13 protein-coding genes are annotated in these 14029 nt (G+C 65.2%); 5 read left to right on the top strand and 8 right to left on the bottom strand.

Features of this window, described 5'->3' with window-relative positions; translation table 11 throughout:
• Positions 1-58 precede the first annotated feature (58 nt).
• Entirely contained in the window at positions 59-1357 is a 1299-nt protein-coding gene (locus AM586_RS22810; RefSeq protein ID WP_047823304.1) for an acetyl-CoA hydrolase/transferase family protein, read from the top strand.
• Between the two features lie 196 nt (positions 1358-1553).
• On the top strand, positions 1554-2060 hold the full coding sequence (locus AM586_RS22805) for a thioredoxin domain-containing protein (RefSeq protein ID WP_082439482.1): 507 nt from the start codon (positions 1554-1556) through the stop codon (positions 2058-2060).
• Here AM586_RS22805 and AM586_RS22800 read toward each other — a convergent pair.
• The 7 genes from AM586_RS22800 to AM586_RS22770 form a co-directional block, all read right to left on the bottom strand.
• Positions 1984-4188 (bottom strand): sodium-translocating pyrophosphatase, encoded by a 2205-nt coding sequence (locus AM586_RS22800; protein ID WP_047823306.1) that lies wholly within the window; start codon positions 4186-4188, stop codon positions 1984-1986. The genes AM586_RS22805 and AM586_RS22800 overlap by 77 nt on opposite strands.
• Positions 4189-4347: 159 nt before the next feature.
• A complete protein-coding gene (adk, locus tag AM586_RS22795) occupies positions 4348-5004 on the bottom strand; it encodes an adenylate kinase (RefSeq protein ID WP_047823308.1) in 657 nt (218 codons plus the stop codon).
• A gap of 148 nt (positions 5005-5152) precedes the next feature.
• Positions 5153-5905, bottom strand: coding sequence for a 3-deoxy-manno-octulosonate cytidylyltransferase (gene kdsB, locus AM586_RS22790; protein ID WP_047823311.1), 753 nt, complete (start codon positions 5903-5905; stop codon positions 5153-5155).
• A 7-nt stretch (positions 5906-5912) separates the two neighbouring features.
• Positions 5913-6086 (bottom strand): Trm112 family protein, encoded by a 174-nt coding sequence (locus AM586_RS22785; protein WP_082439481.1) that lies wholly within the window; start codon positions 6084-6086, stop codon positions 5913-5915.
• The gene (gene lpxK / locus AM586_RS22780; RefSeq protein WP_047823312.1) at positions 6067-7113 is read right to left on the bottom strand and encodes a tetraacyldisaccharide 4'-kinase; all 1047 of its coding nucleotides are present in this window, start codon (positions 7111-7113) and stop codon (positions 6067-6069) included. Before lpxK ends, AM586_RS22785 begins: the two co-directional genes overlap by 20 nt.
• A 101-nt stretch (positions 7114-7214) precedes the next feature.
• On the bottom strand, positions 7215-7667 hold the full coding sequence (locus AM586_RS22775; RefSeq protein ID WP_047823314.1) for a biopolymer transporter ExbD: 453 nt from the start codon (positions 7665-7667) through the stop codon (positions 7215-7217).
• Entirely contained in the window at positions 7667-8272 is a 606-nt protein-coding gene (locus AM586_RS22770; RefSeq protein ID WP_047823316.1) for a MotA/TolQ/ExbB proton channel family protein, read from the bottom strand. Before AM586_RS22770 ends, AM586_RS22775 begins: the two co-directional genes overlap by 1 nt.
• A 188-nt stretch (positions 8273-8460) precedes the next feature.
• Between AM586_RS22770 and AM586_RS28355 the strand changes: the two genes are divergently transcribed.
• The 3 genes from AM586_RS28355 to AM586_RS22760 all read left to right on the top strand — a co-directional run bounded on the left by AM586_RS28355 (position 8461) and on the right by AM586_RS22760 (position 11563).
• Entirely contained in the window at positions 8461-8739 is a 279-nt protein-coding gene (locus AM586_RS28355; RefSeq protein WP_162600582.1) for a hypothetical protein, read from the top strand.
• Positions 8740-9527: 788 nt separating this feature from the next.
• Positions 9528-10889 (top strand): exodeoxyribonuclease VII large subunit, encoded by a 1362-nt coding sequence (xseA, locus tag AM586_RS22765; protein ID WP_060566736.1) that lies wholly within the window; start codon positions 9528-9530, stop codon positions 10887-10889.
• A 95-nt stretch (positions 10890-10984) separates the two neighbouring features.
• Complete coding sequence (locus AM586_RS22760) at positions 10985-11563, top strand: superoxide dismutase (RefSeq protein ID WP_047823318.1); 579 nt, start codon at positions 10985-10987, stop codon at positions 11561-11563.
• 69 nt (positions 11564-11632) lie between these two features.
• On the opposite strand, the gene AM586_RS22755 is transcribed toward AM586_RS22760, so the two are convergent.
• Positions 11633-13864: a heparinase II/III family protein gene (locus AM586_RS22755; RefSeq protein ID WP_047823320.1), complete on the bottom strand. Its 2232-nt coding sequence runs from the start codon at positions 13862-13864 to the stop codon at positions 11633-11635.
• Between the last annotated feature and the right edge of the window lie 165 nt (positions 13865-14029).

Below are 14029 nucleotides of genomic sequence, written 5' to 3'. Positions count from 1 at the left end.
GTTTGCTATGCTGAACAAGAGTACCGCATCAAGACGACGATAACGACAGGAGACGGCAATGCAGAACCTGCAGCAGATGTACCAGTCGAAACGCGGCAGCGCCCTCGACGCCCTCGATCACTTGCTCGACGGTGACATGATCATCGTCCCGACCGGGGTCGGCGAGCCCCCTGGCCTGCTGCACGCGCTGTCGGAGCAGCACCAGCGCTTTTCCGATATCAAGGTCGCGCAGATCCTGGCGATGCGCAAGTACGGCTACTTCGAGCGCGCATGCCACGAACACGTACGCCATGCCTCATTGTTCTTCGGCGGCGCCTCCCGCCCGGGTGGCCAGGGCGGCTGGTGCGACTTCATCCCGAATTACTTTTCCGAGATCCCGGCGCTGATCGAGCGCGGCCTGATGCCGGCCGACGTCGTGTTCGCCATGGCTTCGCCGATGAGCCCGCACGGCTGGTTCGCCCTCAGCCTCGGCACCGACTACACGATGGCCGCGGTCGCCAAGGCGCGCGTGGTGGTGCTGGAGGTGAACCCGAACGTGCCCTTCACCCACGGTCAGTGCCACGTCCACCTGTCGCAGGTGACGGCCCTGATCGAAAGCGAGGAGCCGATCATGGAAGTCGGCCTGCCGAAGATCGGCCCGGTGCAGGAAGCCATCGGCGCCCTGGTGGCCGAGCACATCGAGGACGGCTCGACCCTGCAGATCGGCTACGGCGGCATCCCGGATGCGGTGGTGATGCAACTGACCGGCAAGCGCGACCTCGGCATCCATACCGAGATGATCGGCGACGGCATCCTGAAGCTGGTCGAATCCGGCGCGGTCAACAACAGCAGGAAGACGCTGCTGCCGGGAAAGATGGTCGCCACCTTCGCGCTCGGCTCGCGCAAGCTGTACGAATTCATGCACCAGAACCCGATGCTGGAGATGCACCCGTCGAATTTCACCAACGACCCCTACGTGGCCGGCCAGAACGACAGGCTGGTGTCGATCAACGCCAGCCTGCAGGTCGACCTGCTGGGCCAGTGCGGCAGCGAGAGCATCGGCCACCTGCCCTATTCCGGCACCGGCGGCCAGGTCGACTTCGTGCGCGCGGCCAACCGTTCGCGCGGCGGCAAGTCCTTCATCGTGCTGCCGTCGACCGCCAAGGACGGCACGGTCTCGCGCATCGTCCCGACGCTCTCGCCCGGCACCCACGCGACCACCAGCAAGAACGACGTCAACTACGTGGTGACGGAATGGGGCGTGGCCCAGTTGCGCGGCAAGTCGGCCAAGCAGCGCGCCCAGGCGCTGATTGCGATCGCACACCCGGACTTCCGGCCCTGGCTGCGCGAGGAAGCCGACAAGATGTGCGTATTTTAGAGCTCCTAAAAACCGCTCATGGCGGCGTTGCATCGTCTCGTCGTACTAACGTACTGTCTTCGCCGATGCGCCTTACCCTGAGCGGTTTTTATAAGCTCATTGATTCCTCTCCGAAACTCGCGGCGGCGATCCCGGCCACATGCCATGATGGCCCCCTTCGCGAACACAGGAGAATTTCATGGATCGTGTGGACTAGATCGGCCCCGATGAACACGTACGCGGCCCGCAGGATGCGGCGCTGACCCTGATCGAGTATGGCGACTTCCAGTGCCCCTATTGCGCGCGGGCCCACAGCGCGCTGACGGAGTTGGCGGACGAGCTGGGTGGGATTCGCCTGGTCTTCCGCCACCTGCCGCTGGCGGAGCTTCACCCGCTGGCCGAGCCGGCGGCGGAAGCGGCCGAGGCCGCCGCCGGCGAAGGCAAGTTCTGGGACATGCACGACATGCTGTACGAACAGCAGCGCCAGGTCATGGACGAGCCGGACCTGGCCGTGCTGGCCGAAAGCGTGGATCTCGACCTCGAACGCTTCCGCGCCGAGCTCATGGAGCGGCGCCACCGCCCGCGCGTGCAGCAGGACCGCGAGCGCGCCCGCCACGACGGCGCCACCAGGACGCCGACCTTCTTCATCAATGGCGTACGCTACCGGGGAGATTCGGACCGGGAGTCGCTGCGGCAGGCACTGACGGAGGCGTTGGGGCGCTGAGGCTCCGCGCGGCCACGGTGGCGGCCGGCCGCATCATCTCCGTTCCCGTCATCTGCGGCGCGGTCACCGCGAGCCAGCCGCCGCCCGCCGGCAGCAGGGGCACCAGCAGCAGCGCGACGATGTTGATGATCTTGATCAGCGGGTTTACCGCCGGCCCGGCCGTGTCCTTGTAGGGGTCGCCGACCGTGTCGCCGGTGACGGCCGCCTTGTGCGCATCCGAGCCCTTGCCGCCGTAGTGGCTGTCCTCGATGTATTTCTTGGCGTTGTCCCAGGCGCCGCCGCCGGTGGTCATCGAGATCGCCACGAACAGGCCGGTCACGATGGTCCCCATCAGCATGCCGCCCAGCGCCACCGGGCCCAGCAGCATACCGACCGCGACCGGCACCACCACCGGCAGCAGGGAAGGCACCACCATCTCGCGGATCGCCGAGGCGGTCAGCATGTCGACGGCCTTGTCGTATTCCGGCTTGCCGCTGCCGTCCATGATGCCGACGATGTCGCGGAACTGGCGCCGCACCTCGATCACCACCGCGCCGGCCGCCCGTCCCACCGCTTCCATCGCCAGCGCCCCGAACAGGTAGGGCACCAGGCCGCCGATGAACAGGCCGACGATCACCATCGGGTTCGAGAGATCGAAGCTGATGCGGGTGCCGCCCGCCTCCAGCGCATGCGTGTAGTCGGCGAACAGCACCAGCGCGGCGAGGCCGGCCGAGCCGATCGCATAGCCCTTGGTCACGGCCTTGGTGGTGTTGCCGACCGCGTCCAGGGGGTCGGTGACGGCGCGCACGCTGTCCGGCAGGCCGCTCATCTCGGCGATGCCGCCGGCGTTGTCGGTGATCGGCCCGTAGGCATCCAGCGCGACGATGATGCCGGCCATCGACAGCATGGCGGTGGCCGCGATCGCGATGCCGTACAGCCCGGCCATCGCAAAGGCCAGCAGGATCGCGGCGCAGACCGCCAGCACCGGATACGCGGTCGCCTTCATCGACACCCCCAGGCCGGCGATGATGTTGGTGCCGTGGCCGGTGGTCGAGGCCTGGGCGATGTGCTGCACCGGACGGAACTCGGTGCCGGTGTAGTACTCGGTGATGTAGACCATCGAGCCGGTCAGCACGATCCCGACCACGGCGCAGCCCAGCATGCGCCAGCGCATGGGATCGTCGGCCCAGACCAGCCAGGTGACCAGGGCGAAGCCGATCAGCGACAGCCCGGCCGACCACCACAGCCCCGTGTACAGGGCCGACATGATCTTGTGCCCGGGACGGTTCTTGACCAGCGAGCAGCCGACGATCGAGGCGATGATCGACACCGCGCCCAGCAGCATCGGGTAGACGACGGCGGTGCTGTCCGTGACGGCCCCGGCAACGCCGGGCGCCATCAGGGCGCCCAGCAGCATGGTGGCGACCAGGGTCACGACATAGGTCTCGAACAGGTCGGCCGCCATGCCGGCGCAGTCGCCGACGTTGTCGCCCACGTTGTCGGCGATGACGGCGGGATTGCGCGGGTCGTCCTCGGGGATGCCGGCCTCGACCTTGCCGACCAGGTCGGCGCCGACGTCGGCGCCCTTGGTGAAGATGCCGCCGCCCAGGCGCGCGAAGATCGAGATCAGGGAGGCGCCGAAGGCCAGGCCGACCAGTGGCTGGATGGTGTCATGCAGCGACAGCGCGGCGTCCGCGCGCCCCACCAGGAACCAGTAGAACAGCGACACGCCGAGCAGCCCCAGCCCGACCACCAGCATGCCGGTGATGGCGCCGCCGCGGAAGGCCACGTGCAGGGCCGCATCCAGCCCGCGGGAGGCGGCCTGCGCGGTGCGGACGTTGGCGCGCACCGAGACGTTCATGCCGATGAAGCCGCAGGCGCCGGACAGCACCGCCCCGGCCAGGAAGCCGGCCGCGGTCAGTCCGCCGAGAAGAAAGAAAATGGCGATCAGCAGGATCACGCCGACGATGCCGATGGTGCGGTACTGGCGCGCCAGGTAGGCCGACGCGCCCTGCTGGATGGCCAGCGAGATTTCCTGCATGCGGCCGTTGCCGGGATCCTGCTGCAGGACCCAGCTGCGCGACCACAGCCCGTAAAGTACCGCGATGACGCCGCATGCGACGGCGAAGCCCAGCTGTGTGGATGCCATATCGTCCCCTCCTCGTCCTTCGATCAAGTAACAAGCTGCACATGGTGCTGCGTACTGCGAAACTTTGATCCTGAAAACTGGACGGATGGCGACATGTCATCCGGAGCCATCGGGCGGCGCGATGGGCGCGCGCCCGGCAAACTCGATTACCCGGCCGGCTCAGCCAGCCAATGCGGCGAACGCGGCTTCGCGTACCTGATCCACCGGGCCCACGCCCGAGATCTTGCGGTACTTCGGCGCGCCCGGCAGGCCGGACTGCGCCCACTTGTTGTAGTAGCCGAGCAGTACTTCGGTCTGGTTGTGGTACACGGCCAGGCGCTTCTTGACGGTCTCTTCCTGGTCGTCGTCGCGCTGCACCAGCGGCTCGCCGGTGACGTCGTCGAGACCCTCGGTCTTCGGCGGGTTGAACTTGACGTGGTAGACGCGGCCCGACGGCTGGTGGGTGCGGCGGCCGGTCATGCGCTCGACGATCATCTCGTCCGGCACGTCGATTTCCAGCACGTAGTCGATGTTGACGCCGCTTTCCTTCATGGCGTCGGCCTGCGCGATCGTGCGCGGGAAGCCGTCGAACAGGTAGCCGTTGGCGCAATCCGCTTCCTTCAGGCGCTCCTTCACCAGGCCGATGATGATGTCGTCCGACACCAGCTGGCCCGCGTCCATCACCTTCTTCGCCGCCAGGCCCAGCTCGGTGCCGGCCTTGATGGCCGCACGCAGCATGTCGCCGGTAGAGATCTGGGGAATGTTGTATTTTTCTTTAATGAAATTTGCCTGAGTGCCTTTGCCGGCTCCGGGGGCTCCTAACAGAATGAGACGCATGAAGGGTTTCCTAAAAGGTGTTGATGCATATTTAACTAGCTATATCCGGAAGTTACCACAAAAGCAGCACTAAACGCCACTGGGAGGGAGCGATCGAAGGGCTTGCTTGAGGTGGCGCAGAGCAGCCACAACGGTGTTTCCACCAGGATCAAGATGCGAAGTAAGAGCGCACCCGTTCGAGGTCTTCCGGCGTATCGACCCCGGCGGCTGGGGCGCTGTCGGTGACGTGCACCGCGATCGGGACGCCATGCCAGAGCACGCGAAGCTGTTCCAGCGCTTCGATCGTCTCCAGCGGCGACGCTTCCAGTGCAGGATATTTCTGCAAGAAAACGTTGCTGTAAGCATACAAACCGATGTGGCGCAGCGGCACATAGCCGGCCGGCAACTGGTCGCGGCTCTGCGCGAAGGCGTCGCGGTGCCAGGGAATGGTGGCGCGCGAGAAGTACAGGGCGCGCCCGAGCTTGTCCAGCACGACCTTGACCACGTTCGGGTTGAAGGCATCGAGCGCATCGTGCAGCGGATGGGCGCAGGTGGCCATCGGCACGTCCCGGCCGATGCGGGCCGCGCAGGCGGACAGCAGGGCCGGGTCGATCAGCGGCTCGTCGCCCTGCAGGTTGACCACCACGGCGTCGTCGGGCAGGGCGAGGGTGCGCGCCACTTCGGCGATGCGGTCGGTGCCGGACGGATGGTCGGCACGGGTCATGCAGGCTTCGATGCCGTGGGCGGCGCAGGCGGCGAGGATGTCGGCGTGGTCGGTGGCGACCACGATGCGGGCCGCGCCGGACTCTTGCGCCCGCTCGGCCACGCGCACCACCATGGGCTTGCCGCCGAGGTCGGCCAGCGGCTTGTTCGGCAGCCGGGTCGAGGCCAGGCGCGCCGGGATGATGACGGTAAAGCTCATGACAGGATCAGAGCGCCGGCTCGACCTTGCGGGCCTGGTCGGCCCACATGATCGGGATTCCGTCGCGGATCGGATAGGCCAGGCGGTCCGGGCGGCAGATCAGTTCCTGCGCTTTCTTGTCATATTCGAGCGGTCCCTTGCACAGGGGGCAGACCAGGATATCAAGCAGTCGGGCGTCCACGACATTTCTCCACGATTTGAGCGGCCAGCGCAGGGTCGATTTGCGCGGTGACCGGGACGACCCACAGGCGCGGGTCGTTGTTCAGATGTTCAAGTTGCCGACATTTTACTGCATCCTTCTCGGTAATCAGGATGAGGTCGGCGTCCAGGCCCCGGAAAGGGTCGTCCAGGAAGTCATGGTGGTCCGGCAGCGCCAGCTCGCGGATCCCGAGTCCGGCCGCCTTCAGCATGGCGAAGAAGCGTCCCGGATTGCCGATGCCGGCGGCGGCCACGATGCGCTTGCCGGGCATGCCGGCCAGCTCGGCCAGCGGCAGGCGGCGCGCCGGATCGCACAGCTGCTCGGCGACGCCGCCGGCCAGCGTCATCTGGTAAGGGCGGCCGCCGACCGCCGCGGCCAGCAGCGGCGTCAGCGCGGGCGTGTTCACGACCGTGAAATCGCGCCGGCGCGAAGGCGCTTCGCGCAGCGGCCCGGCCGGCAGGGTCCAGCCGTTGCCGACCCCGCGGCCGTCGAACAGCACCAGCTCGACGTCGCGCTGCAGCGCGTAATGCTGGAGGCCGTCGTCGGTCACCAGCACGTCGACCTCGGGATGGCGTTCGAGCAGGCAGCGCCCCGCTTGCGCACGGCGGCGGCCGACCACCACCGGGCAGCCGGTGCGGGCGGCGATCAGCAGCGGCTCGTCGCCGACCTCGCGCGCGCCCGATCCGGGCAGCACTTCGCGCGGGCCGGCATCGGCATCGGCATCGCCGCCATGGCCGCGCGAAATCACGCCCGGCCGCAAGCCGGCGGCGCGCAGCTGCTCGACCAGCCAGATCGTCAGCGGGGTCTTGCCCGTACCGCCGATGAAGATATTGCCGACCACGATGACGGGCACCGGCAGCCGCTCCGACTTCAGCACACCGGCGCGGAACAGCAGCCGGCGCAGCGCCGCCAGGCCGCGGAAGGGCAGCGACAAGGGCCACAGGGCCACGGCCAGGGGGCCGCGGCGCAGCCAGGCGCGGGTGAGGGTCGATTCGAGGGAGGATGCCATGTGAAAAGCGTTAGCGCGTAAAAGAAGCGTTGGCTCGTAAACGTCGTTCCCGCGAACGCGGGAAGTCGTTTCCGGCAGTGCCGGGAACGACGCGTCATTACTTACTTCTGCCCGCCGCTCTGCGCCGCAAACGTCAGCTTCTCATACCCGGCCAGACGCGCCGCTTCCAGCACATTGATCACCATCTGGTGCATGGCGAACTGGTCGGCGTTGACGATGATCACCGGGTCCTTGGCCGGCGTCGCCAGCGGCTTGCCGTCCGGGCCGGTGGCGGCCGCGCGCTTCAGGTCGTCGGCCAGGCCGGCCACACCGTGGAAGGACACCGGCACATTATTCACCGTGTAGTTGCCCTTGGCGTCGACGGTGACATTGATCTCGAAAGGCTTGTCGATCGCCTTCTCGGCGTCGGCGGTCGGCAGGGTGATCTGCAGCTCGGTGAACTTGCTGTAGGTGGTGGTTACCATCAGGAAGATCAGCACCACCAGCAGCACGTCGATGAACGGGATCAGGTTGATTTCCGGATCCTCGCGCTTGCGGCCGCGGCGAAAGTCCATCATTTGCGCGCACCGTGGACGACGTCGACGAATTTCACGGCCTGCAGCTCCATGTCCATGATGAAGCTGTCGACCAGGGCGCGGAAGTGGCGGTAGAACACCAGGGCCGGCATCGCGATCGCCAGGCCGAAGCCGGTGTTATACAGGGCCACCGAGATGCCGTGCGCCAGCTGGGCCGGATTGGTGCCGCTGGCGTTCTGGGCGCCGAAGATCTCGATCATGCCGACCACGGTGCCGAACAGGCCCATCAGCGGCGCCAGCGAGGCGATCGTGCCCAGCGTGGTCAGGAAACGTTCCAGCACGTGGGCCACGCCCCTGCCCGCCTCTTCGATCGATTCCTTCATCACGTCGCGCGGGGCGTCGACATTGCGCAGGGCCGCAGCCAGCACGGCGCCCAGCGGCGAGTTGGTCTCCAGCTTGTCGATGATGTCCGGCGTGACCTTACCGCTGCGGTAGACCTGGATGACCTCGTTGAGCAACTGGCGCGGCAGGATTTTTTCCCGGCGCAGGTAGATCAGGCGTTCGACGATCAGTGCCAGGGCGATGATCGAGGCAATCAGCAACAGCCAGATGGGCCAGCCGGCGGCTTGAAGAATGGCGAGCAAAAGGAACTCCTGAAGGAAAGAAAAAACAATACGTGTGTGTATAGAAAAACTATACGTGAACGAATTGCGCAATGTAACTTGTTGCCGTCGTTGCGGCAAGTAGAGTTCTGCACACTTTCTGTGGATAAAAGTGTGCGCAAGAGCCTTGACTGTAGGAAAGCTCATTGATTCTTAAGGGATATTTTGCCATGCGTAAAAACGAAGCAGGTCCAAGAACGGTTTTCCTGAACGCAACAAACCAAGTCCTCGCGGGCCATACTTGCCCACAATTTCTGTGGATAAATTTGTGCGAAATACCCTTTCCACAAGGTAAGCCATTGATTCTAATCAGGGAAATTTTCCCGATGAAAATTTTAGCAGCCATGCGGGTGGTTTCTACTGCTTCGGCCCAGTTCGCTTCTGCACATTTTTTGTGGACAAAATTGTGCGCAAGCGCATGCGGCAAGGTCAAAGCCTTTGATTCATAAGGGAAAATTCACCACGCCCGTTTTTTAGGCAGGGGGAGTTACCCCCAGTTCAGTCCGGCTTTGCACACAAACTGTGGAAAACAATGTGCGCAAAGCCGGCGGGAAAACGCTAAACCATTGAATTCAAAAGAAAAAGGCGTGCACGCCCATTATTTAAGCAAACCCTCTTCGGATTGTCCGCCGCGCGCAGGGGCGTAAGCGTGCGCGAGGCTGGTATAGTCGCATCCCTGTCTTCCGGGACCTTACCCTCTCCTACGCTCTCGGCTGCCGGTGCTGGACGAGTGGACGCCGGCCGGAAAGGATAAGCAGGCTCTTCTTCACAAATTTTGTGGAAAAGATTGTGAGCAAGGCCCTTGATCGGCATCAAAGTATTTGAATTTAAAGGAAAAATTACCTCTGCAGCATTTTTAGGCAGCGCCCAGTAAGCCCGGCTTATCCCATCTCTGCACATAAACTGTGGAAAACGATGTGAGCAAGGCCCGGAACTCTCGCCTAAGTGCTTGATTGCCTTAAGAAAACAAGTGCATGCCTGTTTATTGCGCAGCCTGGATAGCCCGCCCACTTGTCCACTTCCTCACAGATTCTGTGGATAAGATTGTGGCCAAGTACCGCCGGGCAGCGACAAGCCTTTGATCCATAAGGAAATTTTGTTTCTGCATCGAAATCAGGCAGCAAGAATAATCATTAAAAATCAATCGTTTACAAAAATTATTTGTTGTATTACCGCAGATTTTTTGGTACCCAAGCGGTGCCATGCTTTTGTGGACAGTTCAATTTAGCTCATCCATATGCTGACCCCGCCCGACACCGATCCGGCCTACGCCGCCCCGCCCGTCCTTACCGTCACCGCGCTCAACCAGCAGGTCGCGCGCCTGCTGGAACGCTCGTTTCCGCTGGTGTGGATCGGCGGCGAGATCTCGAACTTCACCCGCGCCGCGTCCGGCCACTGGTACTTCACGCTGAAGGACGATGCCGCCCAGGTGCGCGCCGTGATGTTCCGCGGCCGCGCCCAGTACGCCGGCTTCACGCCGCGCGAGGGCGACAAGGTCGAGGTGCGCGCCCTGGTCACCCTGTACGGCGCGCGCGGCGACTACCAGATCAACGTCGAGGCGATCCGCCGGGCCGGCGTCGGCGCCCTGTACGAAGCCTTCATGCGCCTCAAGGAACGGCTCGGCAATGAAGGCCTGTTCGACCAGGAGCGCAAGCGCCCGCTGCCGCTGTTCACGCGCGCCATCGGCATCGTCACCAGCCTGCAGGCGGCGGCCCTGCGCGACGTGCTTACCGCGCTGCGGCGCCGCGCCCCGCACGTGCGCGTGGTGCTCTATCCGGCCCCGGTGCAGGGCCAGGGCGCGGCCGAGAAGATCGCCGAGGCCATCGCCACCGCATCGCGGCGGCGCGAAGTCGACGTGCTGCTGGTCTGCCGCGGCGGCGGGTCGATCGAGGACTTGTGGAGCTTTAACGAAGAGGTGGTGGCGCGCGCGATCAATGCCGCGTCGATGCCGGTGATCTCGGGCGTGGGCCACGAGACCGACTTCACGATCGCCGACTTTGCCGCCGACCTGCGCGCCGCCACCCCGACCGCCGCCGCCGAGCTGGCCGCCACCGCCCGCGACGATTGGATGAGCTCACTCGAAGCGGATGCCGACGACCTGCGCCGCGCGATGGAACGCATCCTGTCCGAGGCCAACCAGAGCCTCGACAGCTTCAGCCGCCGGATGATCAGCCCTTCGGACCGGATCGCCCACCAGCGCGTGAAACTCCTGGCCATGGCCAGCAGTCTGACGCATGCGGTGCGCGCGCCGGTCAACCGCAACGGCGTGCTGCTGGCCCAGCTGCAGCAGCGCTGGGCGCGCCACCTGCCGGATGTGCGTTCGCTGCGCACCCTGCTGGCCTCCGAGCGCCGCCAGCTGGCGGCCAGCATGACCGGCAAGCTGCGCCAGCAGCGCGAGGCGCTCGCCGCCCTGGGCGCCCAACTGGAGCTGCTGAACCCGCAGCGCACGCTCGAGCGCGGCTATGCGATCGTCAGCAATACCAAGGGCAAGGTGCTGCACGCGCCCGGCCAGATCAAGCCGCGCGATACCATCGTGGTGCGGCTGGCCCAGGGCAGCGCCGAAGTCGGCGTGGCGAGCGTACAGGATTTGCTTGAATGAAACGAAAGCCAAACATGCAAGCTTTACGCATCCGGATTAAAATACACGACCGTTTCGGAAGAACGACCCGTTTCCAACCAATCAAGGAATAAGACATGGAACATACTCTGCCGCCGCTGCCGTACGCCAAGGATGCCCTCCAGCCGACCATGTCGGCTGAAACGCTGGAATTCCACTACGGTAAGCATCACCAGGCTTACGTCACGAACCTGAACAACCTGATCAAGGGCACCGAGTTCGAAAACATGCCCCTGGAAGAAATCATCAAGAAATCGCAGGGCGGCGTGTTCAACAATTCCGCCCAGGTGTGGAACCACACCTTCTTCTGGAACTGCATGAAGCCGAACGGCGGCGGCGCGCCGACCGGTCCGGTGGCCGACGCCATCAACGCCAAGTGGGGCTCGTTCGACAAGTTCAAGGAAGAGTTCCAGAAGTCGGCCGTGGGCAACTTCGGTTCGGGCTGGACCTGGCTGGTGAAGAAGACCGACGGCAGCGTCGACATCGTCAACACCTCGAACGCCGGCACCCCGCTGACCACCGAGAACAAGGCCCTGCTGACCGTCGACGTCTGGGAGCACGCCTACTACATCGACTACCGCAACGCCCGTCCGAAGTTCGTCGAGTCGTGGTGGAACATCGTCAACTGGGACTTCGTGAACCAGAACTTCGCGTAATCTTCCCGGAACACGCTTGAGCATTCGACGGCCCGCCTCGTGCGGGCCGTTTCCATTCAGGCGCGCAATTCAATCGAACTCGAAGGTCTGTCCCCCGACCGTCACCGTGCGCCGCCCTCCCGCATTGTCGACGCTCACGCGCGGCCGCTTGCAGCCGACATCCAGCAGCACCAGGAATTCCGCCATCGACCGGCCGCCGTTCTTCAGGTAGAACGCGCCGTGGTCTTCCGTCACGCCCTTCTTCGGCGCCGGGCCGTCCCATTTCGCGAAGGGGGCATTGCCGTTCAGGTCGCGCAGGCAGACCGACTGGCCGCCCGCCGCAATCTTCACGCTCGAGGGGCTCTCGACCTTCATCACGCTCGGGGCGTGCACATTGAACTCGTAGGTGTGCGGTATGGTTGCCGACAGCTTGTCGTGCACCACCATCGCGTTCGCCCGGTGCAGGTACACGATCTGGCGGCGGGCCTGGGTCAGCTGGCCGCCGTAGGCCGGGGTGGCGTCGCCCTCCGCATAGTCATACGCCGGCCGCACCGCGAATTCGGTGATCCGGCCATTGCGCAGCAGCTGTTCGCGGTAGCCGTCCACCAGCTGGCCCTTGCCGCCGTCGAAGGTGATCGCGTTCTGCGACCTGGTCTGGTGGTACCAGTCGGTCCAGCGCGGCGAGCCGTACCAGTCGTACCAGCCGGCCTTGACCAGCAGCGGCTGGCCGCCCACCGACAGCAGCAGGCCGTTCTGGTCGCCGTGGCTGTGGTTGAAGGAGCCGTAGGGGCTGGACTTGAAGTAGAAGGACGCGTCCCCGCGCGAGCCGATGTTCTTGTGCATCGCCACCCAGCCGATGCCCGGGAACCAGGCCGCGTTGGCCGGCTGGATCTTGCGCCTGGTGCCGGTCACCGGCATCGGGTACGGCCCTTCGAGGGTGGACAGCGCATCCTCGTTCGCCGTCAGCTTGCCCGCATACCAGGCCGCGCGCGGCGACACCATGCGGTTCGCCAGCGCGCGCAGCACGCGGAAGTCGGGCCTGGTCTCGGAACCGTCGCCGAAGGCATGCACCGACGCGCCCGGCGGGACGAAGTCGATGATGAAGTCCATGAAGCCGACCGTCCACGGCTTGGCATACAGGTTCACGCCGGTCGCCTGCAGGATCGGATCCCAGAGCGCGATCATGTAGCCGGCCGTGTATTCGGCGTAGGCGGTGCCGTTGGCATAGCCGCCTTCCTGCCCCGACCAGGGCTCCGGCGTACTGGCGTGGGCGCGGAAGCTGAAGTCGAACCACTTCTGCGCATCCGGCAGTTCGCCCAGCGCCAGCGTCGAGATCAGCGCCATGTAGCCCTGCAGCGTCACGCCGTGCGAATCCAGGGGGTTCTGGTCCAGGCGCCCCCGGTCGGCGGACAGGTCCTTGAACATTTCCCTGGCGCGCACGTTCGCGATGTTCAGCCACCGTTCCTTGCGGCCGGCGTCCAGGTCGCCGGCCAGCAGGTCGACCGCCTTCAGCAGCGACAGCGCGATCTGGCGCGTGGCCTGGTCCTGGTTGGTGTAGCTGGTCGCGCCGGAAGCACTCAGCGCAGCCAGCTGGTCGCCACGCCTGAAGGCCTCCTTCAGGTACACCGGATCCTTCTTCAGGCGCCACAGGAGGGCTGCCGCTTCCAGCTGGCGCGACGCTTCGTCGGTACGGTGCGCTACATCCCGCTGCTGGGCGGCCATCGCCGCCGTCATCGGCCTGGACATCACGAGCGGCCAGCGTTGGTCGTCGAGGTCGGGCAAGGCCCCGATCTGCAGCTTGACTTCGTTGGCCAGGCGGCTCACGTACGGGTCCAGGTCCTTCTTCTTCGCGGCGCCCCATCCGGCATACGGCGCGAACGAGGGCGACAGCGAACGCGGCCGCGCCCTGGCCAGGATGCGCGCACGCAGCGTGGCATTGTCCGGCACCTCGAACACGGTCGACTTGCCGGTGATCGAGAACGCACGCGGGGTCGACCAGTCGTTCGAACCGGCCGGACGCACGCGCCATGTGTACCTGCCCTGCACCAGGGACCTGGTCGGCAGGTACCAGTTGCGGTCGACGGTCGCCGTGACCGGCGCCCCGCCCTCCCGCGTTATCTCGATGTCGTAATGGGCCGCCCCGCCCGGGTGACGGGCCCAGGTGAAGGTGGGCGGGTTCTGCAGCTGGGCCTCGCCGCTGGACGGGTTCGCCCGCACGACGAGCGGGTCGCTTGACTGCGCCCAGTCGGCGTGCGCCCCGAGTGGCCACAGCAGCGACGAGAAGGCCGCCGCGACAAGGATTCCTTTCCGATGCAATGTCATGCCGATGCTCCGCGGATGCCGGTCGAAGCAAATGGTACTGCATTCACGCATCGGCTCCGCGCTCGCTGACTAAACGGTAATAAAGCGGGATCACAAGCGGGCAGCGCACGCAGCCCTTCCCGCCTGGTCCATGACCCGTGCATCAGCGGTGACGATGGCAATCCC

Origin of the sequence: Massilia sp. WG5, assembly GCF_001412595.2 — a bacterium.
Taxonomy (GTDB): Bacteria; Pseudomonadota; Gammaproteobacteria; order Burkholderiales; family Burkholderiaceae_D; genus Telluria.
Note: the sequence above shows the minus strand (reverse complement) of the source record. Positions and strands in the feature narration are given on the sequence as shown.

Bases quoted from the DNA above. Each gene is read 5' to 3' on its own strand.
- AM586_RS22810 (WP_047823304.1), top strand. From the start codon at position 59: ATGCAGAACCTGCAGCAGATGTACCAGTCGAAACGCGGCAGCGCCCTC.
- AM586_RS22800 (WP_047823306.1), bottom strand. From the start codon at position 4,188: ATGGCATCCACACAGCTGGGCTTCGCCGTCGCATGCGGCGTCATCGCG.
- adk (WP_047823308.1), bottom strand. From the start codon at position 5,004: ATGCGTCTCATTCTGTTAGGAGCCCCCGGAGCCGGCAAAGGCACTCAG.
- kdsB (WP_047823311.1), bottom strand. From the start codon at position 5,905: ATGAGCTTTACCGTCATCATCCCGGCGCGCCTGGCCTCGACCCGGCTG.
- lpxK (WP_047823312.1), bottom strand. From the start codon at position 7,113: ATGGCATCCTCCCTCGAATCGACCCTCACCCGCGCCTGGCTGCGCCGC.
- AM586_RS22775 (WP_047823314.1), bottom strand. From the start codon at position 7,667: ATGGACTTTCGCCGCGGCCGCAAGCGCGAGGATCCGGAAATCAACCTG.
- AM586_RS28355 (WP_162600582.1), top strand. From the start codon at position 8,461: ATGCGTAAAAACGAAGCAGGTCCAAGAACGGTTTTCCTGAACGCAACA.
- xseA (WP_060566736.1), top strand. From the start codon at position 9,528: ATGCTGACCCCGCCCGACACCGATCCGGCCTACGCCGCCCCGCCCGTC.
- AM586_RS22760 (WP_047823318.1), top strand. From the start codon at position 10,985: ATGGAACATACTCTGCCGCCGCTGCCGTACGCCAAGGATGCCCTCCAG.
- AM586_RS22755 (WP_047823320.1), bottom strand. From the start codon at position 13,864: ATGACATTGCATCGGAAAGGAATCCTTGTCGCGGCGGCCTTCTCGTCG.